The organism is Alteromonas sp. HB246098, assembly GCF_054890645.1.
Genome location: NZ_JBTZUG010000003.1, coordinates 403,037 through 424,885, shown reverse-complemented (window position 1 = coordinate 424,885; position 21,849 = coordinate 403,037). Strand labels below are relative to the sequence as shown.

The 21,849-nt window shown below is 43.4% G+C and carries 21 protein-coding genes and 1 other annotated feature; of the genes, 8 read left to right on the top strand and 13 right to left on the bottom strand.

The window, feature by feature from the left end; genetic code table 11:
* Nucleotides 1–264: 264 nt before the first annotated feature.
* From adk to ACYTPF_RS09850, 3 genes are all read left to right on the top strand, one after another.
* Nucleotides 265–909, top strand: a complete 645-nt coding sequence (adk, locus tag ACYTPF_RS09860; protein ID WP_461852093.1) for an adenylate kinase — start codon at nt 265–267, stop codon at nt 907–909.
* A 149-nt stretch (nt 910–1,058) separates the two neighbouring features.
* The gene (locus ACYTPF_RS09855) at nt 1,059–1,454 is read left to right on the top strand and encodes an MAPEG family protein (RefSeq protein WP_179983953.1); all 396 of its coding nucleotides are present in this window, start codon (nt 1,059–1,061) and stop codon (nt 1,452–1,454) included.
* A gap of 264 nt (nt 1,455–1,718) precedes the next feature.
* Nucleotides 1,719–1,913: a hypothetical protein gene (locus ACYTPF_RS09850; protein WP_461852092.1), complete on the top strand. Its 195-nt coding sequence runs from the start codon at nt 1,719–1,721 to the stop codon at nt 1,911–1,913.
* Between the two features lie 83 nt (nt 1,914–1,996).
* On the opposite strand, the gene ACYTPF_RS09845 is transcribed toward ACYTPF_RS09850, so the two are convergent.
* Nucleotides 1,997–4,591 carry a TonB-dependent receptor gene (locus tag ACYTPF_RS09845; RefSeq protein WP_461852091.1) on the bottom strand — a complete coding sequence of 865 codons (2,595 nt, stop codon included), beginning with the start codon at nt 4,589–4,591 and terminating at the stop codon, nt 1,997–1,999.
* 447 nt (nt 4,592–5,038) lie between these two features.
* Nucleotides 5,039–5,713, bottom strand: a complete 675-nt coding sequence (gene lepB / locus ACYTPF_RS09840; RefSeq protein WP_461852090.1) for a signal peptidase I — start codon at nt 5,711–5,713, stop codon at nt 5,039–5,041.
* Between the two features lie 324 nt (nt 5,714–6,037).
* Here lepB and ACYTPF_RS09835 point away from each other — a divergent pair, with 324 nt between their 5' ends.
* Nucleotides 6,038–6,883 carry a formate/nitrite transporter family protein gene (locus ACYTPF_RS09835; RefSeq protein ID WP_461852089.1) on the top strand — a complete coding sequence of 282 codons (846 nt, stop codon included), beginning with the start codon at nt 6,038–6,040 and terminating at the stop codon, nt 6,881–6,883.
* A 209-nt stretch (nt 6,884–7,092) separates the two neighbouring features.
* Here the strand turns inward: ACYTPF_RS09835 and ACYTPF_RS09830 are convergent, their stop codons facing one another.
* Together ACYTPF_RS09830 and ACYTPF_RS09825 are read right to left on the bottom strand one after the other, a co-directional pair.
* Complete coding sequence (locus ACYTPF_RS09830; protein ID WP_461852088.1) at nt 7,093–9,753, bottom strand: hypothetical protein; 2,661 nt, start codon at nt 9,751–9,753, stop codon at nt 7,093–7,095.
* A 605-nt stretch (nt 9,754–10,358) separates the two neighbouring features.
* Nucleotides 10,359–11,300, bottom strand: a complete 942-nt coding sequence (locus tag ACYTPF_RS09825) for a LysR substrate-binding domain-containing protein (protein WP_461852087.1) — start codon at nt 11,298–11,300, stop codon at nt 10,359–10,361.
* Nucleotides 11,301–11,403: 103 nt separating this feature from the next.
* Here ACYTPF_RS09825 and ACYTPF_RS09820 point away from each other — a divergent pair, with 103 nt between their 5' ends.
* Both ACYTPF_RS09820 and ACYTPF_RS09815 read left to right on the top strand, forming a co-directional pair.
* Nucleotides 11,404–11,649, top strand: coding sequence for a hypothetical protein (locus tag ACYTPF_RS09820; RefSeq protein WP_461852086.1), 246 nt, complete (start codon nt 11,404–11,406; stop codon nt 11,647–11,649).
* Between the two features lie 235 nt (nt 11,650–11,884).
* Nucleotides 11,885–12,190 (top strand): excalibur calcium-binding domain-containing protein, encoded by a 306-nt coding sequence (locus ACYTPF_RS09815; protein WP_197964241.1) that lies wholly within the window; start codon nt 11,885–11,887, stop codon nt 12,188–12,190.
* Between the two features lie 98 nt (nt 12,191–12,288).
* On the opposite strand, the gene hisIE is transcribed toward ACYTPF_RS09815, so the two are convergent.
* Genes hisIE through hisG form a run of 8 tightly spaced genes read right to left on the bottom strand, consistent with a single transcriptional unit; the run spans nt 12,289 to nt 19,441 of the window.
* Nucleotides 12,289–12,906, bottom strand: coding sequence for a bifunctional phosphoribosyl-AMP cyclohydrolase/phosphoribosyl-ATP diphosphatase HisIE (gene hisIE / locus ACYTPF_RS09810; RefSeq protein WP_015067587.1), 618 nt, complete (start codon nt 12,904–12,906; stop codon nt 12,289–12,291).
* A complete protein-coding gene (gene hisF, locus ACYTPF_RS09805) occupies nt 12,903–13,715 on the bottom strand; it encodes an imidazole glycerol phosphate synthase subunit HisF (protein WP_039222819.1) in 813 nt (270 codons plus the stop codon). Before hisF ends, hisIE begins: the two co-directional genes overlap by 4 nt.
* Nucleotides 13,697–14,434: a 1-(5-phosphoribosyl)-5-[(5-phosphoribosylamino)methylideneamino]imidazole-4-carboxamide isomerase gene (gene hisA, locus ACYTPF_RS09800; protein ID WP_461852085.1), complete on the bottom strand. Its 738-nt coding sequence runs from the start codon at nt 14,432–14,434 to the stop codon at nt 13,697–13,699. The genes hisF and hisA overlap by 19 nt, the downstream gene beginning before the upstream one ends.
* Nucleotides 14,434–15,075: an imidazole glycerol phosphate synthase subunit HisH gene (gene hisH / locus ACYTPF_RS09795; RefSeq protein WP_461852084.1), complete on the bottom strand. Its 642-nt coding sequence runs from the start codon at nt 15,073–15,075 to the stop codon at nt 14,434–14,436. Before hisH ends, hisA begins: the two co-directional genes overlap by 1 nt.
* Nucleotides 15,075–16,145, bottom strand: a complete 1,071-nt coding sequence (hisB, locus tag ACYTPF_RS09790) for a bifunctional histidinol-phosphatase/imidazoleglycerol-phosphate dehydratase HisB (RefSeq protein ID WP_461852083.1) — start codon at nt 16,143–16,145, stop codon at nt 15,075–15,077. The genes hisH and hisB overlap by 1 nt, the downstream gene beginning before the upstream one ends.
* Nucleotides 16,142–17,221, bottom strand: coding sequence for a histidinol-phosphate transaminase (gene hisC / locus ACYTPF_RS09785; protein ID WP_461852082.1), 1,080 nt, complete (start codon nt 17,219–17,221; stop codon nt 16,142–16,144). Before hisC ends, hisB begins: the two co-directional genes overlap by 4 nt.
* Nucleotides 17,221–18,525: a histidinol dehydrogenase gene (gene hisD / locus ACYTPF_RS09780; RefSeq protein WP_461852081.1), complete on the bottom strand. Its 1,305-nt coding sequence runs from the start codon at nt 18,523–18,525 to the stop codon at nt 17,221–17,223. Before hisD ends, hisC begins: the two co-directional genes overlap by 1 nt.
* A gap of 13 nt (nt 18,526–18,538) precedes the next feature.
* Nucleotides 18,539–19,441: an ATP phosphoribosyltransferase gene (gene hisG / locus ACYTPF_RS09775; protein ID WP_179983939.1), complete on the bottom strand. Its 903-nt coding sequence runs from the start codon at nt 19,439–19,441 to the stop codon at nt 18,539–18,541.
* A gap of 51 nt (nt 19,442–19,492) precedes the next feature.
* Nucleotides 19,493–19,610: a sequence feature (His leader region), on the bottom strand.
* A 230-nt stretch (nt 19,611–19,840) separates the two neighbouring features.
* Here hisG and ACYTPF_RS09770 point away from each other — a divergent pair.
* Entirely contained in the window at nt 19,841–20,080 is a 240-nt protein-coding gene (locus ACYTPF_RS09770; protein WP_014950026.1) for a hypothetical protein, read from the top strand.
* Nucleotides 20,081–20,095: 15 nt separating this feature from the next.
* Here ACYTPF_RS09770 and ACYTPF_RS09765 read toward each other — a convergent pair whose 3' ends face one another.
* On the bottom strand, nt 20,096–20,869 hold the full coding sequence (locus ACYTPF_RS09765) for a ParA family protein (RefSeq protein ID WP_461852080.1): 774 nt from the start codon (nt 20,867–20,869) through the stop codon (nt 20,096–20,098).
* A gap of 162 nt (nt 20,870–21,031) precedes the next feature.
* On the opposite strand from ACYTPF_RS09765, the gene ACYTPF_RS09760 reads away from it, so the two are divergent.
* Nucleotides 21,032–21,835, top strand: coding sequence for an MBL fold metallo-hydrolase (locus tag ACYTPF_RS09760; RefSeq protein ID WP_461852079.1), 804 nt, complete (start codon nt 21,032–21,034; stop codon nt 21,833–21,835).
* Nucleotides 21,836–21,849 lie beyond the last annotated feature (14 nt).

The window sequence follows — 21,849 nt, the reverse complement described above, 5'->3', positions numbered from 1 at the left end:
TTTATTATGCTATATTTTGGCAGCTAAAAATTTCTAGTTAATCACCTAAAACTTTAAAAATTCATGCTTTAAAGAAGATGAATTTCCTGGCGATTGGCTTACAGGTTTAGACTTAAATTTATAAAAACGCCTATAAGCTGAACATATATTCGCCATTAGTCTTAAGATTAACTTTACGGTACTTCTTACACTTGTCACTACAGTGTTGAATGTGTAAAGTGCCCGAAGTAAAAAGTTCAAAAATCATAAGCGGAGAACGCACTCATGCGAATCATTCTTCTCGGCGCTCCTGGCGCGGGTAAGGGCACACAAGCTCAGTTCTTAATGGGCAAATATGGCATTCCACAAATTTCAACAGGCGATATGCTTCGTGCAGCTATTAAAGCAGGTACAGAGCTAGGTCTTGAAGCAAAGCGTGTAATGGACGAAGGTAAACTTGTGTCAGATGAGATCATCATTGGCCTAGTTAAAGAGCGTATTGCACAAGATGACTGCAAAGACGGCTTCTTGTTAGATGGCTTTCCTCGCACCATTCCACAAGCTGATGCAATGAAAGAAGCAGGTGTTTCTGTTGACCATTGTATTGAGTTTGACGTTCCAGATGACGTTATTGTTGAGCGCATGGGCGGCCGCCGCGTGCACCCAGCATCGGGCCGTGTTTACCACGTTGTTTACAACCCACCAAAAGTGGAAGGTAAAGACAATGAAACGGGTGACGACCTAATCGTTCGTGACGATGACAAAGAAGAAACAGTACGCAAGCGTCTTGCTATCTACCACAAGCAAACTAAGCCGCTTGTAAATTACTACAGTGCTGAAGCTGAAGCTGGAAATTGTGAATACCACAAGCTAGACGGCACACGTCCTGTTGAAGAAGTAAGTGCTGAATTAGCAGAACGTTTAGGCTAATCGCTAAAAAGGTTTATAAAAGGTCGCATACGCGGCCTTTTTTGTTGCTTGTAACTTGTTAATGGATAACGTTTAATAGCTTCTAATAAACGCACCACTTAATCACTGATTAAAATTACGCGCTATAACTATAACATGTGGAGTTGACCATGGTTTTACCAATCACGGCGTTTTACGCCAGCCTATTGGGTATTTGTTACCTGTATTTGTCGTTTTTAGTTATTGGTGCTAGGCGTCGTCACCAAGTGAGTATCGGCGATGGAGGTCATGAAGATCTTAGTCGACTAGCGAGAGCCCATGGTAATTTCAGTGAATACGTACCCATTACGCTTATTATGATCGCGTGTTTTGAAGCCAATACTGGGCAAGTATGGGCTGTTCACGCTCTGGGAAGTGCATTGTTATTCGGTCGCGTCTTTCACGCTTACGGATTAGGGCGTCACTCTGGCGTCAGTTGGCAACGCTTTGCGGGAATGATATTGACATTTTTAGCTATGTTGTGCGCCGCAATAGGTAATTTGGTGCTTATTCATTTCGGCTTGTAGTCACAGCACAAATACTGAATACAAGTAAAGAATGCCAGCTTATGAGGCCACTTCATTAGCTGGCACTTTTTTATCTCATTTCTAAAAAGATTATATTAATTCAGGTATTTAAGACAGGTTCGCTCTGCGTGATGCGAAGGTATAGTACGAAAACCAGCTGAGTATTCTCACACAGTTATTTACTGTGTCGGCACATTCGAAAATACACAAGCAAAGCTATTACCTCAGCTTTCTAACCGTTAAATAATCTTGGTTGTTATTTAAATGCTTAAAATCTTGATGACTCTGGTATTTATGATCTTCTACACTTACTTGTTGAAGCGCAGGTTTAAAGTGAAGATGATGGATGCTTGGCGCGCCGAAATTGTGGGGGCAGAGATTATGGTTTATATCATGATCATTCTGCCGGTACTTTTCGCATGGCTCACGACGGTTCTAATTGAATACTTGTTCTTTTAGAGCAAGCTAATCGAAGTTAAAAAGCGCTCAAGGTACGGTAATGTGAAGTAATACCATTGAGCGCTTTGTCGTTTTACAAGCTTTTAGAAGCGGCAAGTTAGTTTAGAGTAAACAAAGCGGCCACGAGGGTTGTGCACGCTACCTACGTAACCGTAAAGGTCGCTATCACCATCGCCAATAGCAAATGGAGGCTCTTCATCAAGCAAGTTGTTAGAACCGATGACTAAGCGAAGGTTATCGCTATAGTTGTAACCAAACTGCAAGTCTACTAACATTTGCGAATCAACCGTTCTTGACGTATTTTCTTCGAAGTCTAATACTCCGTCGAAGTCAATGTCAGGCGTGTCTTCAAATTCACCAATAAAGCTAATGTTTAAGTTAGCGTCAAACGAACCTTTAGACCACGTTGTACCGAACAACCAACGATGCTCCGGGTAACCGTATTCGCCTGTGTATTCTAAACCGTCTTTTTCAAACTCGTCCATATATGACCAGTCCAGGTTGAAGCGCACGTTACCATATTCTTCAAGTTCCATGCTGTAATTGGCACTGAAATCTACACCCGAGGCTTCTTGTGAAGAGACATTTTGGTAGGTGTTGAAAATTTTCTGAATAACACCTAACGACTCACCCTCCTGAGGGTCTAAACGAACACAGACTGTGCTGTCTTGATTATTACATTCGGCATTGTAAACCAATCCAAACTGCTGTTCGTCAATTTTGTTGTCTTGAGTAATGCTCCATACATCAATGCTTAATCCTAGCTCTTGAATAGGCGCGTAAATTACACCTACGTTCCACGACTCTGACTCTTCGGCGTCTAGATTAGGGTTACCCGCAAATTCGATATTGTAGTCCAGAGACTCACAATCTTGGCCAGTTGCTTCACAGCGGTATTGGTCGACAAAAAATACGCTCTTCTGAGACGGGCCAAGACCAACTTGGGCGAGAGACGGTGCTCTAAACCCTTGCGCCCAAGAGCCGCGTACTGTTACTTCGTCGCTTGGCGCCCAACGTAACGCAATTTTAGGGTTGGTTGTGCTGCCAAAGTCACTGTAGTGGTCGTAGCGGCCAGCTAATTGAAGTTCTAGCTCTTCAGCCAAAGGAATTGAAAGCTCTAAATACGCCGCATACTGGTCGCGTTCTGCTGAAGTTGACACAGACTCAGTACCAAAGATCAAACCGCGTTGGAATTGAACGTCTGGTACATCTGACACTTGTTCTTCACGATACTCCACGCCCGCAGCCATCATGACAACGTCGTCACCAAAATCAAAGGCTTCGCCCGTAATGTGTGCATCAACGCTGGTCATGCGAGATTCACCACGACGTACAAGACTAGTGGTAATGTCATCAATTACACTTTGTGGGTTAGTAACGCCACCAAATGGGTTGTAGTTGCCAAGATCGATTTGCTCTTGTAACCAGTCAACGCGAACCCAACCTTGTGATTGGTCACCGCTTTGCTCTGAACGGCTACGGCCTTTTTGTACCGACGCTTCCCAATCATAGTCGTTGAATGTACCGCGAAGGCCCGCGACAAGACGTAAGGTATCAGACTCAATGTCCCAACGACGAGCACCAGCGTCAACAGGTCGGTAGCGGCCGATTTCGATATCTTGACCAAAAGGATTGTCAGGGTGAGTGCCAGGAACGGTTAAGCCCGCATCTTCATCAAGTGGGGTTGCTGCGCCGCCTGCTTCAGACGTATTGTGCTGCATAGCCACTTCCAGAAACGCTGTGGTTTCATCGCCAATTTTGTAATCAAACTGGCCGATAAAGCCTACGCGCTCAGAAGAAGGGATCACTAAGCCAAACGGACCGTAATCGAACAGGCAGCTGCCAGATGCCGTAGCGCTATCTTCTGGGCAGTCTGGGTCGATTGTTTTAACGCCATCTACATAAAAGTAGCCAGGGTAGCCGCGCGATGAACGAAAATCCATGCCGCCATAAGGTGATTGGTTCGCGGTACCGAAACGACCCATTTCATCAGCACCTAGCGTGCTGTTGTTAAAGTAATCGATAATAACAGTAGCACTGCTTTTCTCGCTTTGAGAGCCCCACAAAATACTTGCTGTGGTTTCATCATAGCTTGGCCCGGTAGTACCACCGTAACCGGCGTTAATCTCAAGACCTTCATAGTCTTTCTTAAGAACAACGTTAACCACACCTGCTACCGCGTCTGAACCATAAATCGCCGATGCACCGTCTTTTAAGATATCAATGCGCTCAATAGCAGATACAGGAATAGAGTTAATATCAACAAATGAATTCGTAATGCTTTCTGCAAATGCGCTAATTGCTACACGGCGACCGTTAATTAGTACCAGCGTCGCGTCTGGGCCCATGCCGCGAAGCGATACTGCAGCCGCACCATTCGCAGTCGAGTCTTGACTGTTATTGCGGGTTGAAAAGGTACCGGCGCCGGTAGCAGGCATACGCTCAAGTAACTGTTGAAGGTTTTCATAGCCCATACCTTCAATCATGGTTGCATCAATTGATTGAATAGGAGAGGGGCCTTCCATATCTGTACGCTTAATACGAGAACCGGTGACCGCTATACGCTCGAGGTTCGCTGATTCTTCGTCAGCTTGCTGTGCATGCGCAGGAGATAGAGAAGTTAATCCTGAAAGTGCTAATCCCACTGCAATTGCACTTACTTTACGACCTTGTTTCATTATTATTTCCTTATTGTCCATCTTACTTGTTGTGTGTTTCTGCAACATAGTCATGCTGCGAAATTATGAATAGCATTCCTTATACTAAAGTTGCAATAGGGAAAAACGCGAAAAATGTGACACTTGGTTACAAGGTGTGTAAATAAAGACTTACTTTTTAGTGTAGTGCTTGTCTAGACGAAGTGATCTTAAAGGGCTGAAAACTCGATTGGGCAGAGAGCTGAAGCCTGATAGCTGAGTGCTACTGGCTTGGTTTAATTAAGAAATAATTTGTACATACAAGCGTATGGTTTTTAATATGCTAGGTGGGGGGGAGCGCTCATATTTTTTTCGTGAGATACTGGCGACCACTCATTTTCGCAGACCTGACCAGTCTTTTTATGATGAAAATTTGAACGTGAGTAAAGGTCGCTTTCAAAACGCAATGAAGACTGAACTTAAATAGCTCTATTGAAGTGCCACAAAAACTCTGTCTTTTCTTGGTAAATACATATCATGCGTGTCTAAAGAAAATGCAACGGATGTCGCCTTGCCTTGAATCTCTTCAACTGGAATGAATCCATAGTAGCGGGAATCGACACTATTGTTTCTGTTGTCCCCCATAGCAAGGACATGAGCTTTGGGCACTGTGACCATATTAAAACTCTTTGCAGGGCTTGGTATTGGATTAAGCGCAATAGTGCGGTTGTGACCTAGAATGTCTTCAGAATAAACCTGCTCATTTGTGGAGGTTAATGCCGCTTTCTCGCCGTTAATAAAGAGCACATTATTTTTTAACGCGACCTTATCGCCCTCGACGGCAATGACTCTCTTAATAAGCCTTGTATCAGCAGCGCTGCTGTCGATAATCACGATATCGCCGCGTTTTATATCACCAGTTTGAGCAACTACAACATCGGTAAAGGGAAGCTCTAGCGTGTATGCTGATTTATCTACCACCACTCGGTCCCCGACCATAATAGTTGGCTCCATAGAGCCGCTGGGAACATGATACCAGTCAGCTACGCTACTTCTAAATGAGAAAAGCAAGACGATGAATAAGATAAAAGGCAGGTTGTTTTTTACGCTTTGTTTAATATTTTTCAAAATCGAGTGCTCGCTATTCGCATCTGGCAAAATCATGCAAAGACTTTTGAAGTCTCACCTTTCATTGAATATAGAGGTCAATTTAACCCATTCGTTCAACTTAGCTGTTTGAAAAATGTAAGTAACTGTGTTTTTGCCTATACAGAATCGCCTCAACTCTAGTACTTCTATCTTAGTTTTTTTAAGTACGAACTTCTAAAGAGAGTAATTAATATGACCGAAAAGGTGCGAAACCGACGTACCTGTATAAGAACACGTATTAGTGTAATTAATATCGTCCTGCATTACTCACCTGCTATTACGCTGTTGAAAATGTTTGAACGAAGTTTAGAAGTTTAAAAAAGCGTTACGGAGGCATAAGTGACTGAGAAAGAGAAGGAGTCTAGACGTCGAGAACAGGATGTGGCACTTAGTCACACCGAAGAAAAGGATGTACAAAACAATCAAAGTTTAAACTCTGTCTCTTTATACGCAATAGTGCATCGAGAAGGGCTAGAAGAGCTTCAGCGGCCTATGATGTCGCTTTGGTGGTCTGGGGTTGCGGCGGGTATTGGTATTTCGCTGTCTATTCTAGCTGAGGGGATCCTGCATCACCTTTTTGTCGGTTCTCGTTATCAGTTTGTGATAGAGAACTTAGGTTATACAGTGGGCTTTGTACTGGTTATTGTTGGTAGATTACAGCTATTTACCGAAAATACACTGTCAGTTATTTTGCCGTTGCTAAGTAAGCCATCTCTTAATATGGGAGTGTGCATTGCACGACTGTGGACTATCGTTTTCGCCGCAAACATGGTTGGCACCTTCTTAGCCGCCTTTTTCAGCTATACTCTGCAAGCGGTTCCATCAGAGCTGGTGGAAGGAATGACTGCTATATCTGAACACTATGCCAAGTTATCACCGTCAGACGCCTTCTCATATGGCATAACGTCTGGATTTATTATTGCCGCTATCGTGTGGATGAAGCCTTCGGTTAAACATTCGCAAATATGGATGATAGTTATTTTTACCTATTTAATAGCTATAGGAAATTTCACGCACGTAATAGCCGGTTCAACAGAACTGTTCTTGTTAGCACTACAAAATAAAATAAGCGTTCTTGAAACAATCTCACTAATCGGCGCAACACTATTAGGAAATATTGTGGGCGGAACGGGGCTGTTCGCGCTACTAGCTTATGGACAGGTAGTAAGGGAAATAGAAGAGTAAGCGTGATTAGAAGATTCCACCTCTCAGGTTCTACCATAGAGATACAAGAATTACTTTATTTTCTAATGAGAAGCAGGTGCTTGTGAAAAATGCCCATAACGATAATTGATATGGGCATTTAAAAGTACATCTTCAGTTTTTTGACTTATCAAAATACTAATTTGAAGTAGTCTCGACTAAATCTAAATACATCGTGTTGAAAAGTAAGGTTAGTGGATACTTTCTCCAGGTATAGGTCTGCTTAGGCGCATCATATCCACAGGTGCACCTACCAAGTACTCATCTAATATTAAGTAGTCAGGAACGTTTAATTGATAGGGCATTGTGTTCTCTTGATAACCCCAAATTTGTTCTACCAAACCGTTGTGAACTGATGTAGATATTACATCTCGGGCATAATCATTATTACTCCATCTTTCAGTACCTAAAATGTGCTCGCTAGTATCTCCTACTGTGCTGGGCATGCTATTCGCTTTCATCTTCATTTCATTAGTAAACGTATTATTTTCGATGTAGATATGAGGAAAGTTGTAGTGCCAACCCTCTAAAACCATACTTTCACGTAGTAACCAGGTTACTTCTGTCGACTCATCTACAGAGTGAACTAAATTGTTTTGCACGGTGAATGAAGTCATTTGGAACGACAAATTAAATAAGTAAGTGTCGTAATTTCCTGAATTTAGCAAAACAATATTATTGGCAAATCGTACGCGACCATTTGAGCCTCCGGCTCCATCATTGCCAAATCGAGCCATCGGGAACGCCTTATTCATAATTATGGTATTCCCAACCACATCCTGATCAGTATAAAGTAAACTTTTGAGTGCTGGCCCAATAAGCTCAATGGCGTAGCGAGATTGTTCGATATCGCTTACCTCAATCCAGTTGTAGTATAACTCAGTTCTTTCAGCGCGAGACTTTATACTGTTTCCGCGATTATTATGTAAGAATGAGCGCTCAACTCTCAGTACGCTGTTTGGGAATCTAAAATGATCTGTTGCTACGTAGATCGGATGGCCCCACTTTGCATCAGGGCTTGCAAGCCCGCCAGAGTTTGTAACCTCAGTGTTTATTATTGATAGACTACCTGAATTGTTATCGGTGCCGAGTATCCCTATGCTTGGGCAACTATGTATGTAAGAGCTAAAAATACTGATATTGTCAGACTCGTGTCTAAAGCATAAAGAATCTCCCCCTGTAATTTCAATATTGTGAAGTTCGATAGAGTGAGACCCTCTTAAGCCGACAGTCCAATCCCAGTCGGTATGGTTACCAACAAAGCGCGGTTTTTTACCATTTACTTCTATGCCTATAATTTTTATTGGTAATTCTGGCGTTCCGCTTACATTTTTCATAATGAAAGGGGCATAGTCTGCATCACCTATGACCTCAACTACATCGCCTGCGACCAGCTCATGCATAACGTCTTCAATTTGTCGATGCTCTTGAGAAGGCCCAATTTTCCAAATTTTCGGGGCTCTTTCGGTATTGATCGTTTGTATACCCCAATTGAAGAAAAAGACTCGGTTGTCCTGTGCATTTGCGCCTGGTTCAACCCGAACTCTTACAGACTTGCTCTGCATATAATCAGATGGTGTAAAGGTACCCAATACCAATTTGTCTCCATTTTTAATTACACTTTCTTGCTGTGTAAACGGTTGACCATTAATTGCATACCAGCTTCCCTGATGACTATTTATCCTTAGGTCGGTTTCCAAACCATCGATTTCAATACAAGCTGACGCTAGCTCAGTCGCAATAGGTTGATATAGTGATTCTGGAAAAGCAGCAGCTTGAAAATGCCGAGTGTCGTTTATTCGTAAGTGGAAGGAGGATGTGCGGCAGTTCGCGAACATTTCATCTGTAACTTCCATAGAAAAACTCTCAACAACAGGTGTTACTGTCCTATCTACTGACGTGATATTATTCTCGATAACCCACTTAAGTTCACTACTAGAGCCAGGCTGGTCTTCCCATGATTGCTTGAGGTTAAACCATGCATAACTGAACCCTGGGGTTGCAAAGGTGTGTTCTAAGTGAAGTTTATCTCCATAATCCAAATAAACCGTATCATTTTCGATAGGGCTGTTATTCACGAAAATGTTTAAATTCTTTTGAATAGACTGGATTTCCAACAGTGAGCTTGGTTCAGCATTTATCATACATGTAGACTTTGCGGAAACACTTTCATCTGAAGTTATAGAGTGGGGTAATATACCGGTATTAAGGTTATCTTTCGAAAGTAGGTAGCAGCCAGATAAGCGCGTGTAATCGTCATTAGAACGGTTACCAATGTACCATTGGTAGTACGTTGGTGATGTCGTTTCCCCGTCCAAACTAAGTTTTAATATAAGTCTATCTAACATAATATTGCCAAGACGAACGGGGGCTGCATTTTTTATTTTAATGATATCACCATTAAATATTTCCTTCTCTTTACTTGAATACTCGCCGTAGTTGACAGAAAACTCGCTATTGCGCTGAAATTTAGCTACAACAGGTTTTGGTAGGTTTGTTACCTCAATACACTGAGAAGTAACGTTTTCGCCAGGGATTTTATATTTCTCAGCTGGCAGCTCGAAAACGCGGAGACGCTGTCGACGCTCATCGAAGGTAAAGTCAGCAATAAAGCAATTTTGGGTAGTGGTTCTTGGCGTTTCTAATAAAATCTTCCATGGATATTTCCAGCTATGCACGTTTCCATTTGTTGTCGTTTGTGAAAGTACTAAGCTATTCTCTAGAGTGGTTTCCATCTCATCGGGAGATGAACTTTTTAACTGAATCGTGTCATTATTGCTTACTAACACGGGTTGATTAGTGAACTCTCCACCATTTAAAGAAAGAAGTACTACACCCTTTGTTGATGCCATCAATTTTGACTCTAAGTCAACTACTCTCACACACTGCGATATGACTTCACTGTTCGGCTGTTCCGCACGGCTTGTCTCAAAAGCGAACTGTAACCTTTCACCAAGGTCGCTAAACAACTTTATGCTCTTCTCTTCACATTGACTTTGGGCCAAGCTTGGTAAGCTAATTACGCCCATAATAAAAGCTATTAACCATATTTTACTGAAATGAAAAAACTTAATTTTGTAACCATTCATATTAGACTACTCGATACTACTGACTTAAAATTTCTGGGTACAAGACGAACTATAGTTAGTTAAAAAAACTAATTGTTTATGTCTCTTGGCACAGTGTAGTAAGCGCATTTGTCCAAACGGTATCAAACCTTAAGTCCCCGTATAAGTAGTGATACGAGTGATTTAACAGTTCAAGTAAAATCAAATAATTATGTTTTTAGCAGTAAAAATTAATTGCTAAATATATTTTTGTGATGGGCTTTCGTTGGAGATAAAACTGTTTGCACAAGTTTTTTGGTTGCTTTTTCGTTTAACAGATTTTATTTGTCGATAACTGGGAGTAGGTACGCTTGACGCGAAGAGTTCTGTCAATAACGTTTAGACAAATTTTAGCCTAAAGAAGGTTGGTCTAAGTTCATAAGCGCTTCATCATTTTCCATCTGCTGTGCTAACCAACTACAAAAAAGAGCGATGCGCCTTTTACGTGGTGAATTCTTAAGGTATACAAAATGAGATTTCCAACGAACAGGGTGAGGTATATTAAACGGAACAACAAGCTGACCTGATTTAACATACTGGCCAATCATTACGTCTGATGCCAGCATTACACCTTGACCAGTTAATGCTGCACTTAATGCTAAGTCACTGGAAGAAATTTCCGTTTTTTTTAGGTTTTTGTTGGTAATATCAATATTGCAATGCTCAAAATAGCTTTCCCAATTAGCTCTATCTCCAAAAGCTAGGGCAAGTAATCTAGCATCAAGAAGATCAAATGGAGTATTCAACGCAAGCGTTTGTTTGTAATCTGGTGAACAAACTGGAACAATTCCATTTTCACCAAACTTTTGTACCTCTAAGCCATCCTCAATAATTGACGAAGTCGAAGTACTAAAGCGAATTGCGATATCTATCTTGCCATCATGCAGGCTTTCTATTCTATTGGAGGCGAAAGTATTAATATTTATATCTGGATACTGATTAAAGAATTTAAACAAATTTGGTAACAGCCACAGAGCACAAAACGCCTGTGTAGTACTCACTGTCAAACTTCCTTCTAATGGCTCTTCTTGAACTTTGTTTAAACCGTTTATAACTTCACTAAAGCCATTTTGACAAGCTTCAAAGAGTATCTGTCCCTGAGAAGTCAGTAGCATCCTTCTTGCGCTTCGTCTGAAAAGTTTAACCTGTAAATTCTGCTCTAATTGACGCATCTGCTGACTAACTGCAGCTTGCGTAATGCATAGCTCATTAGCAGCCTTACTATAACTCTCGTGTCTAGCAGCCACTTCAAAGCAGAGCAAATTATTTAACCATCTTAATCTTCTATCCATAGTCGAAATATAAGTTCACCTAATATTTAAAGTTAACTTTTATCGTTGGTCATGTAAAGCTCGAAAACAGAAACTAGTCTCAAATACATTCAGTGAGACTTACATGAAAAAGCTGCCTAAAACCGCGAAAAAGATAGATTCAACTTTGTTGCAAGCCAATGAAAACAAAAGTTTTGCTGCTAGTGAAGAAAGCTTTGAAGTTTTCAGGAATAGCGAGGGTGACTTAAAAAATTTATCAAAAATGGCTTGTTTGGAGCAACATGGCGACACATTTAAGCTGAACAGGAAAAGCTTGTTATCGATTATTGGAAATAAGCTCAATTTATCAATGTTGAGCGCATTTAAGTAACCTAAGTCGTTTACTAAATGAGAAAGGGGCTTAGTAAACTTATGGCAAAGGTTGCTTAATAGAATGTGTCGCTATTTCATCATTGGCTATTGGTCTTCAAAACAGTAGAATTGAGATGTTACGCATAATTTTAGTAAATGCCTAGTTAATAATAGCAGTCATTAGTGCATGAAAGTGTTAACGCTATCTAGACCGAATAAGTAGGCAAGCGAATCATTCAGGGACGAAAAACACTATGTTGAATAAACTGTTACTTATTTTAGTCGTTGTCTTTGGCGTGAAACTTTACCTCGAAAACAGCAGCCATCCATACTCAGATAATCTATCGGACCGAAATCAACTTTCTACTCAAGAGGTGCTTACTCAAGAGCGTCTCACTCAACCTGAGCGCGTTTCTTTTATGTGCGACGGACGACAATATTGCAGTCAAATGTCGTCGTATGAAGAGGCAAAGTACTTTCTGAAAAATTGCCCTAATACGAAAATGGATGGTGATGACGATGGCATTCCATGTGAGAGTCAATTTCGAAGGTTTGACTAAATGCTAAGTGGTTAACTGACAAATAAAAAGACCCCCGATAATCATTCGATTTAATTATCGGGGGTCAGAGTACTTTAATATGTAACTGCGAGTGCTGCTTACTTATGACGCTCGCGAAGCACATCTAGCGCATCGTTTAGTGACATATCGCTTGCTTGAAGCAGTACCGTTAAGTGATACAACAAATCAGCGGCCTCGTTTTTAAGCTCTTCTTTGTCGTGCACAGTAGCTGCTAGCGCAGTTTCTACACCTTCTTCACCTACTTTTTGCGCTATGCGCTTAATGCCTTTATTGTAAAGGCTTGCGGTGTAGCTGCTTTTAGGGTCGGCATCTTTACGGGCTGCTAGCACACGCTCTAAATCTGCAAGAAACGTAAAGGCTGGAGTGTTGCCGTCGAACCAACAGCTTTCAACACCAGTGTGGCATGTCGGGCCGTTAGGGTTGGCAAGTACCAACAGCGAATCTTGGTCACAGTCACAAGCAACGCTCACTAAATCTAGCGTGTTACCAGACGTTTCACCCTTGGTCCAAAGGCGCTGTTTTGAGCGGCTGAAAAAAGTCACTTTGCCCGTTTCAAGGGTTTTCGCCAATGCGTCTTGGTCCATGTAGCCCTGCATTAATACCTTGCCAGACAGTGCGTCTTGCACAATGGCGGGTAGCAGGTTGTCCATTTTGTCCCAAGCTAATTTATTGCTGTTTTCGTTAGTAATGATCACGGGTTTACTCCTTCTGCTTGCGCCGTTAATCCGTGACGCTTACGCATGGCAACGCCATTGCTGGTCAACTCTGCTTTAAGCTCATCAATGTTGATGATGCCTTTATGAAATACTGATGCTGCAAGCGCGCCATCTACGTCAGCCTGTTGAAACACATCCGTAAAGTGGGCAATTTCACCTGCGCCACCCGATGCAATTAGCGGCACTTCACAGATATCGCGCACGGCTTTTAGCTGCTTCACATCGTAGCCTTTGCGCACGCCGTCTTGGTTCATGCAGTTCAGTACAATTTCACCCGCACCGCGCGACTGAACTTCTTTGATCCAGTCAATGGTTTGCCACTGGCTTTTTTGCGTACGCGCTTCATCGCCGGTGAATTTATACACTTCGTATTGGTCGGTTGCTTCGTTATAGAAACTGTCGATACCAATCACTACGCACTGTTGACCGTATACGTCGTGTAACTGGTTAATTAGATCTGGGTTATTAAGGGCAGGGGAGTTAATCGAAATCTTATCCGCACCCATTTCCAAAATGCGCCCAGCATCTTCAATGCTTTTAATGCCGCCCGCTACGCAAAACGGGATATCTATAACCTGTGCAATACGGCTTACCCAGCTTTTATCTACCACGCGAGCATCAGAACTTGCGGTAATATCGTAAAATACTAATTCGTCGGCACCTGCTTTCGCGTATTGCTCGGCAAGAGGCACGATGTCACCAATAATCTCATGGTTTCTAAATTGAACGCCTTTAACGACTTTACCGTCGCGTACGTCCAAACAGGGAATTATGCGCTTTGCCAGCATGCAATAGCCTCCTTCACCGTGAATTTACCTTCAAGTAATGCACGACCTAAAATTACGCCACCAACGTTAGTCGGCTTCAAAGCTTCGATATCAGCAATACTGCCGATACCGCCAGATGCTTGCCAGCTTACATTAGGGAAACGGGCCGCCATTTCTTGATAAAGCTCAGTGTTCGCGCCTTGCAACGTGCCGTCGCGGCTAATGTCGGTACACAGTACATGCTTTGCGCCCACTGTAGCGAAGTCTTCCAGTAAGCCTTCAAGGGCTACGCCCGAATTCTCTTGCCAACCGTGGGTAGCAATAAGCTTTTCACCGCTGTCGCTAATATTGATATCAAGGGCCAATACAATGTGCTCTGGGCCGTATTTTTCCACCCAAGACTTTACAAGCTCGGGTTGTTTTACCGCCAAAGAACCAATCACTACGCGGCTCACGCCAGTTTCTAGTAACTGCGCCACTTCCTCTTCGCTTCGAATACCGCCGCCGGCTTGAAACTTCATGCGCTTGGTATCGACCATGGACTTGATTAATGAAAGCTGACGTTTACTGGTGTCTTTAGCACCCGTTAGGTCAACAATGTGCAGCCAGGTTGCACCTTGGTCGGCATAGTCGTGAACCACGTCTACTGGGTCCAGTTCGTATTGGGTTTTCTGCTCGTAGTCGCCTTGATAAAGGCGTACTACGCGTCCGTCAATAAGATCAATCGCTGGAATAATCATTATAGGTTCACAAAGTTAGTCAGTAATTGTGCTCCGGCCTCGCCAGAACGCTCTGGGTGGAATTGCACCCCGTAAAAGTTGTCTTTGTTTATGGCCGCGGAAAATGTATTTCCATAAGTGCAGCTTGCAAGCGTGTGCTCGTATTCAGGAACGGCAAAACTGTGAACAAAGTAAAAGTAGGTATCTTGTGGAATGCCTTTGAACAAACTTTCTTCTTTATGACCGCTGTTGTGAGAAACGGTGTTCCAACCCATGTGAGGTAAGCGCACGCCGTTTGATTCCATGCGTGCCACATGACCTGGCATAAGGTTCAAACAGTCAATGTTGCCAGTTCCTTGAAAACCACCCTCAGCGCTGGTTTCAACCATAAGCTGCATGCCTAAACATACGCCTAGTACAGGTTGGGTAAGCGACTGCAGGGTTTCCACTAAAGCTTTTTGCTTAATGCTTGCCATAGCCGCTGCTGCTGTACCTACGCCGGGTAAAAACACTTTGTCAGCGCTTTTAATCACGTTTACATCGTCAGATACGTCCACTTCAACGCCCAAGCGTTCAAGGGCAAAGCGTACCGACGAAATATTCGCGCAGCCGGTATTCACTATGACTATTTTTTGTCGCTGGCTAGTGTTTACCACTGACATTACAGTGCTCCTTTACTGCTTGGTAGTGCATCACCCTGGCGCGTAATAGCCTGACGCAGCGCACGGCCAAATACTTTAAACAGGCTTTCTACTTGGTGGTGTGCATTACCTTCGCTGGTAGAAAGGTGCAGCGATAGCCCCATGCTTTGTGCAAGCGAATAAAAGAAGTGCGGCACCATTTCTGTTGCCATTTCACCTACCTGGTCGCGGCTAAATTCAGCGTCAAACTTAAGGTGTGGGCGGTTTGAAATGTCCATAATACATTCCGCACGACACTCATCCATTGGCAACGCGAAACCAAAGCGACCAATACCGCGTTTGTCGCCCAGTGCCTTTTTAAGGGCTTCACCAAGGGCAAGGGCGGTGTCTTCTACACTGTGGTGATCGTCAATGTGCAAATCGCCATTGGTAGTAAGATTTAGCTCGAAGCCGCCGTGGGTAGCAATTTGGTCAAGCATGTGGTCAAAAAAGCCCATGCCGGTTTGAATAGTTGATTTAGCCTGCGAATCAAGATCTACACGCACGCGAATATCAGTTTCAGAGGTGGTACGTACCACTTCTGCTATACGTGAAGACGCAAGCAAGCTCTTCTGAATATAGTTCCAGTTTAAGCTTTCGCGATTGTACTGAAAGCTGCGAATACCCATGTTTTCAGCAAGCTGTACATCGGTAATTCGATCACCAATCACAAACGAGCGGGTGAAATCCACTTTGCCCTGCTGCAAGTATTTTTGCACTAAGCCAAGCTTTGGTTTGCGGCATGTGCAGTTATCAGCATCGAAGTGCGGGCAAATAAGTACGTCGTCAAACACTACGCCTTGGCTTTCAAAAATGGCCATCATGGCATTGTGTGGCTTGTCGAAGTCTTCTTGCGGGAAACTGTCTGTACCCAAGCCGTCTTGGTTACTCACCATCACTAACTTAAAGCCTGCCGCTTTAAGCTTAAGTAGCACAGGAATAACGTTTGGCTCGAATACAAGCTTCTCTAAACTATCTAATTGCTTATCTATTGGCGGCTCTTCTACAAGTGTACCGTCGCGGTCAATAAATAAAATGGCTTGCTGACTCATGCCGCGTCCTCATTATTTTTAAATTCGTTAATTAGCTGCATTAAACGCTGGTTTTGCTCTTCAGTGCCGATGCTTACGCGTAAACAGTTTTGTAAGTTGAGCTGTTTTGATTGGTCACGAATAAGCATGCCTTGACTTACCAAGTATTGCATTAGGGCTTGCGCTTTTGCGTAGCGGAATAAGATAAAGTTTGCTCGTCTATCACCCACTAATTCAAAGCCTTCAATAGATGCCAGCGCTTCGGCTAGGGCCTCTTTTTCTCGATTAATGGTAGCCACCTGAAGCTCAAGTAACGTTAGTGACTCAGCCGACAATGCTTGTGCTGCAATCTGCGCTACTGGCTCTGGAATGGGATAGGGCGCTATCACTTTAAGCAGAGCTTGAATCACCGGTGCCTGAGCAAGTGTAAAACCACAGCGAAGCCCAGCCAGTGCAAACGCTTTAGACAGCGTACGAAGTACTACTAAGTTCGGGTAACTGTTAATTTCATTTGCCCACGTATTGTCAGCATCGAACTCAATGTACGCTTCGTCAACAACAACGAGTGCTTTATCGGCAAAGTGATTAAGCACAGTTTTAATGTCTTCACGAGCGACCGGCGTACCGGTTGGATTATTTGGCGCACAGATAAAAATCACGTTAACGTCATCTTCAGCGCAAACGGCATTTACATTCAAGCTGAAATCGTCGTTTAACGGCACTTTCTTAATGCCCACATCACAGGTTTCAGCACTGATAGCATACATACCGTAGGTGGGCGGGCATATTAGAATGCTGTCTTTACCCGGCGTGCAGAAGGTGCGAATAAGTAACTCGATGCCTTCATCTGCGCCGCGGGTAACAATAAGCTGTGATTTATCTAGCCCAGCATAGTTTGCGTAACCACTGACTACCGCTTCAGGCTGACACGATGGGTAACGGTTAAAGTTACTGCTATCAACGCTGTATTCGTTAGCATAAGGTGACTCGTTGGCATTAAGCCAGTCTTGACCGCCTGAAAACAAGCGACGAGCCGATTCATACGGCTTTAGCGGCACTAAATTTTCGTTAATTAGGTTATCGATAAGTGCCGACATTATGCGTCTCCTTGCTTAAGTGCCTGCATACGAAGTGCAACAGCTTGTTCGTGTGCATCTAAGCCCTCGGCAGCGGCCAGTGCCATAATCGCAGGGCCTAAATTACGCATGCCGTCTGCGCTTAGCTCTTGAATAGTGTAGCGGCGCATAAAGTCTAAAAGACCAAGGCTGGAATAATTCTTAGCATAGCCATAAGTTGGCAGTACGTGGTTAGTACCTGACGCGTAATCACCGGCAGACTCTGGTGACCACGGGCCTAAGAATATAGAGCCTGCATACTTAATTTTTGGCAAATAATCACGGGCATTCTCTATTTGTACAATTAAGTGCTCAGCCGCGTAAGCGTTACTTGCTTCAATAGCCTGTTCAATTGAATCGGCCAGTATATAGCGTGCATTTTCCATAGCAGGGCGTGCAATTTCAGCGCGAGATAAGGTCGCTAACTGACGTTCAACGGCGGCTTTAGCTTCTTCAATGAGCGTAGCGCTGTTAGATACCAAAATAGCCTGCGAGTCAGGACCGTGCTCTGCTTGAGAAAGTAAGTCTGCAGCGACGAACTCAGGGTTTGCGAATTCATCAGCAAGTACTAACACTTCTGATGGACCAGCCGGCATATCAATAGCCGCACCATCAGCGCGTTGGCTAACTTGTTGTTTTGCTTCAGTTACAAAACTATTGCCCGGCCCGAAAATTTTATCGACCTGAGGAATCGTTTCAGTACCTAGCGCCATGGCTGCAACCGCTTGCGCTCCGCCGCATAAAAAGATCTTATCAATACCGCACTTTCTAGCTGCATAGGCAATTTCAGGGGCGATAAGCTGCTCTTTGTTTGGCGGTGTGCACAGTAGTTTGTTCTCACAACCTGCCACTAGCGCTGGTACACCTAGCATCAGCACGGTAGAGGGAAGTGGAGCACTGCCGCCTGGAATATAAAGACCTACAGCGTCAAGGGCAGTGAAGCGCAGCTCACACTTAACCCCTGGTGTGGTAGTTAGCGCAATATCACTTGGCATTTGCGCTTCGTGAAACATTTTTATGTTGTTAAACGCAGTATCGATCGCACTCGCTACCTCGGGCGTTACCTTAGCAGCAAGGGTATCGATATTTTCTTGCGAAAGCACAAGGTCAGTGAGATCTGGGCAGTCAAATTTACGTGTGTAATCAAGTACTGCTGCATCACCATCTGCCTCAACGCGGGCGATTATCTCGCCCACGGTTTGCTTTAACTGTTGGCTATTGGCCATAGCCGGGCGGGCTAGCGCCTGTTTTTTCTCATTTGCCGAGAGAGATGACCAAGTAATCATAATTGTCTGCCTTTTAGCCCATCATTTTTTCGATTGGCATTACAAGAATAGAACTACAACCAAGGGCTTTAAGCTTTTCCATGGTTTCCCAGAATAAGGTTTCTGTAGAAACAACGTGGATAGCTACTTGCTCTTCATTTCCAGCTAATGGAAGCACCGTTGGGTTTTCAGCACCTGGAAGTAGGCTTTTAACCTGCTCTAAATAGGCTTTGGGCGCGTGTAACATGATGTACTTGCTTTCTTTCGCCAGTAATACCCCATCAACACGAGGCATAAGACGATTAACCAGTGTTACTTTCTCGTCGCTAAGTTCGCTGTCGGTACGTTTGATAAGTACTGCTTTACTGCGGAAGATGACATCTTTTTCTACAAGACCATTTGCTTCAAGGGTTGCGCCTGTTGATACAAGATCACAGATAGCGTCAGCTACACCAGCGCGAGGTGCTACTTCTACTGAGCCCTGTAGCATTACAGCTTTTGCGTTAATGCCTTGGTCTTTGAAGTAGCGCTCAAGAAGGTAAGGGTAAGTGGTTGCTACTTTTTTACCTTCTAAAGACTTAATGCCGTCGTAATCCATCTCATTAGGTACGGCAATTGACAGCCTGCAGCCGCCGTAGTCTAGACGACGTAATACTTCATACTCAAACGGCTTGCCTGCTGCTTTGCGTTCAAGCATTTTTTCTTCAAGCTCATTTTCGCCAATGAAACCAAGGTCGCAAACGCCATCCATAACAAGGCCTGGAATGTCGTCATCACGTACGCGAAGTAAATCAATTGGCTCGTTCGTTGAGTGCGCAATCAGCAGGCGATCACGAATGTTCAATTTAATGCCGATAGCTTTAAGAAGTGCGATGCTGTCATCACTCAAGCGACCTGATTTTTGTACGGCAATTCGAAGTCTGTTGCTGTTACTCATTGAAACGTTCCTTACACGTTATGTTTTAACTTTTTGATTGCGCCTAAAACGAAAAACCCCCGGAAGTTTCCTTCCGAGGGTCGAGAATTTTTCTATCTGCGCCACTGGAAGGATTCATAGACCTTCCAGCACGAACCTGAAAGGTTATGCTTTGTGGTGATGGTGATGTTTCGCCGCGCAGTTAATCATTTTGATGAATTAAATTCCTAATTTCGAACGGCTGAAACATTAGCGGTTTGAGCATGGATTTGCAAGGCAAAAGTGAACTCTTTTGGCACATTAACTCTAATTTAATGTGTATATAATAAAACAATTCGTTATGAATTAGTTTTGAACCGTAATTTTAGGCAACTCGTTGCCGATAAGTTATAGAGACAAATGCAAACTTCTGGAGGGCGTATGAGCAACGATCTACTGTTTCCCATTTTGCCTCGCAACACAAAAGTGCCGATTGAGACGGACGACCGCGTGAAGAAAGTGCAAAAAACCAAAAAGTCCGAGCACTTTAGTGAAGAAGAGCGCGATCAGTTTCAAGACGTGAAGCGGACTGAGATTATCGAAAAATCAGCTGAAAACTCGAAAGATAAAGAGCGAGGTAACAGCGAGGGGGGGCTTAAGCATATTGATATTGATGTTTAGCGAAACTTGTTAGCGTTAGGTTTTGCTCGCATTGAGTTCTTCAAATAAAGCCGCAATTTGATTCGTCACTTTGTGCTTAGGTAAGTAGAAAGGCAGCGGCATTCGCTTAGAGTGAGACTCTTTCACTTTTACCGTGGCACTTATATAACTTTCTAACACTGGCAAATCTTGCTGCTTAAGTGTCTCAATTAACTCTCTTGGAAGCTTTGCTTGGCTATTGAATTGATTAACAACAATACCCAATAAACGCAGTTCAGGGTTGTGGTCTTCTTTTAGTTCCATTGCATTTTCAAGTAAACGCTCAATCGCCTGTGCCGAGAAGTCGTCGCAATCAAAGGGGACGCAAAAGCCATCAGCAGCAATAAGTGCCGCTTTAGAATAAAAATTAAAATTAGGAGGCGTGTCGATAAAAATGTTGTCGAATTCGTCTTTTAACTCCTTTAACGCGTCTTTAAGTTTAAAAATTTTGTATCGTGATTCGAGCTCTCGCTCGATTTCTGCCAACGCAGGAGAAGAAGGCATAACGAAGAGGTTTTCATAAGGCGTTGCATGCACGAACGCGTTAGGCTTCTTGGCTGTTCTGAAAATGCCAACTACTTGTTTGAACATATCGGCCACGGTAAGGCTTTGTTCTCTGGCGTTAAATCCCACGTAGTGAGTACTATTTCCCTGAGCGTCTAAGTCTATCAATAAGGTCTTATGACCCAGCTTAGCGCTTTGCGCAGCTAAATTGGTGCTAATGGTCGATTTGCCTACGCCGCCTTTTTGATTAAACACCACGATTATCATAAGAAATCCCTTCGTCAGTTGTGTTTAAAATATGCCCAATTAAAAGTGCTTATGCAAAATATTGTTTATGGTTTAATGCAAACTGAATACAGTTGTCCCAAACAGTGAAAAAATCAACATCGTAAAACAACGTGGTTTTATATACCTAGAATGGAAAGCGTTATGGTTAATATAAAAAAGTCTGTATGGCAGCTTGCAATAATGCTTCTGGCGGTTTGGATGTCCAATAATACTTACTCAGCCGATGTATACACTGCGCAATATTACGCGGATAAAGGATTGAATAGTGCTAAGCATTTTCCTGGATTGGCGAGTCTTTGCGATATCAGTCAGGAGCCGCGGGATATGTTCATTATTAACGATAACCAGCGTGAGAGATCCAAGCGCAGTAATGGTGATAGCGAAGTAAAAGGAAATGCTAAAGTCCGTCGTCAAATTCCACCTCAACAGGTCTTCGATAACCTTTATTATGTCGGCGCTGGAAACGTGGCGAGTTGGGCAATAGATACAGGCGAAAGTATAGTTTTAGTAGACGCGCTAAATAATGATCAACAAGCTCAACAGTATATTCTTAATGGACTTTCGGCACTGGGGTGGGGAGATAAGCCTGTTTCCCATCTAATCATATCTCATGGACACGGCGATCATTACGGTGGTTTTGGGCTGATTAAATCAGTTTATAGTCCACGTATTGTGATGAGTGAAATTGAGTGGCACGTGTTAGAAAACGACGCGTTTGCTAGCTATCGCTGGGGAGCAAAACCTGAAAAAGATTTACTGATTGAAGATGGGGATGTACTCAACGTGAATGGCACTGAGTTAGCGTTTTATGTAACGCCTGGACATACACCGGGTACGCTTACTATCGTTCTCCCTGTGATCGATGGAGATGAACGGCATCGCGCTGTATTATGGGGCGGCACAGGGCTCAGTTATGGTCCGGATGTCGCAAGAATAAAGTCTTAGACAAACTCGGCCAA

Bases quoted from the DNA above. Each gene is read 5' to 3' on its own strand.
- adk (WP_461852093.1), top strand. From the start codon at position 265: ATGCGAATCATTCTTCTCGGCGCTCCTGGCGCGGGTAAGGGCACACAA.
- ACYTPF_RS09855 (WP_179983953.1), top strand. From the start codon at position 1,059: ATGGTTTTACCAATCACGGCGTTTTACGCCAGCCTATTGGGTATTTGT.
- ACYTPF_RS09850 (WP_461852092.1), top strand. From the start codon at position 1,719: ATGCTTAAAATCTTGATGACTCTGGTATTTATGATCTTCTACACTTAC.
- ACYTPF_RS09845 (WP_461852091.1), bottom strand. From the start codon at position 4,591: ATGAAACAAGGTCGTAAAGTAAGTGCAATTGCAGTGGGATTAGCACTT.
- lepB (WP_461852090.1), bottom strand. From the start codon at position 5,713: ATGATTTTGCCAGATGCGAATAGCGAGCACTCGATTTTGAAAAATATT.
- ACYTPF_RS09830 (WP_461852088.1), bottom strand. From the start codon at position 9,753: ATGGCATCAACAAAGGGTGTAGTACTTCTTTCTTTAAATGGTGGAGAG.
- ACYTPF_RS09825 (WP_461852087.1), bottom strand. From the start codon at position 11,300: ATGGATAGAAGATTAAGATGGTTAAATAATTTGCTCTGCTTTGAAGTG.
- ACYTPF_RS09820 (WP_461852086.1), top strand. From the start codon at position 11,404: ATGAAAAAGCTGCCTAAAACCGCGAAAAAGATAGATTCAACTTTGTTG.
- ACYTPF_RS09815 (WP_197964241.1), top strand. From the start codon at position 11,885: ATGTTGAATAAACTGTTACTTATTTTAGTCGTTGTCTTTGGCGTGAAA.
- hisF (WP_039222819.1), bottom strand. From the start codon at position 13,715: ATGCTGGCAAAGCGCATAATTCCCTGTTTGGACGTACGCGACGGTAAA.
- hisA (WP_461852085.1), bottom strand. From the start codon at position 14,434: ATGATTATTCCAGCGATTGATCTTATTGACGGACGCGTAGTACGCCTT.
- hisH (WP_461852084.1), bottom strand. From the start codon at position 15,075: ATGTCAGTGGTAAACACTAGCCAGCGACAAAAAATAGTCATAGTGAAT.
- hisB (WP_461852083.1), bottom strand. From the start codon at position 16,145: ATGAGTCAGCAAGCCATTTTATTTATTGACCGCGACGGTACACTTGTA.
- hisC (WP_461852082.1), bottom strand. From the start codon at position 17,221: ATGTCGGCACTTATCGATAACCTAATTAACGAAAATTTAGTGCCGCTA.
- hisD (WP_461852081.1), bottom strand. From the start codon at position 18,525: ATGATTACTTGGTCATCTCTCTCGGCAAATGAGAAAAAACAGGCGCTA.
- hisG (WP_179983939.1), bottom strand. From the start codon at position 19,441: ATGAGTAACAGCAACAGACTTCGAATTGCCGTACAAAAATCAGGTCGC.
- ACYTPF_RS09770 (WP_014950026.1), top strand. From the start codon at position 19,841: ATGAGCAACGATCTACTGTTTCCCATTTTGCCTCGCAACACAAAAGTG.
- ACYTPF_RS09765 (WP_461852080.1), bottom strand. From the start codon at position 20,869: ATGATAATCGTGGTGTTTAATCAAAAAGGCGGCGTAGGCAAATCGACC.
- ACYTPF_RS09760 (WP_461852079.1), top strand. From the start codon at position 21,032: ATGGTTAATATAAAAAAGTCTGTATGGCAGCTTGCAATAATGCTTCTG.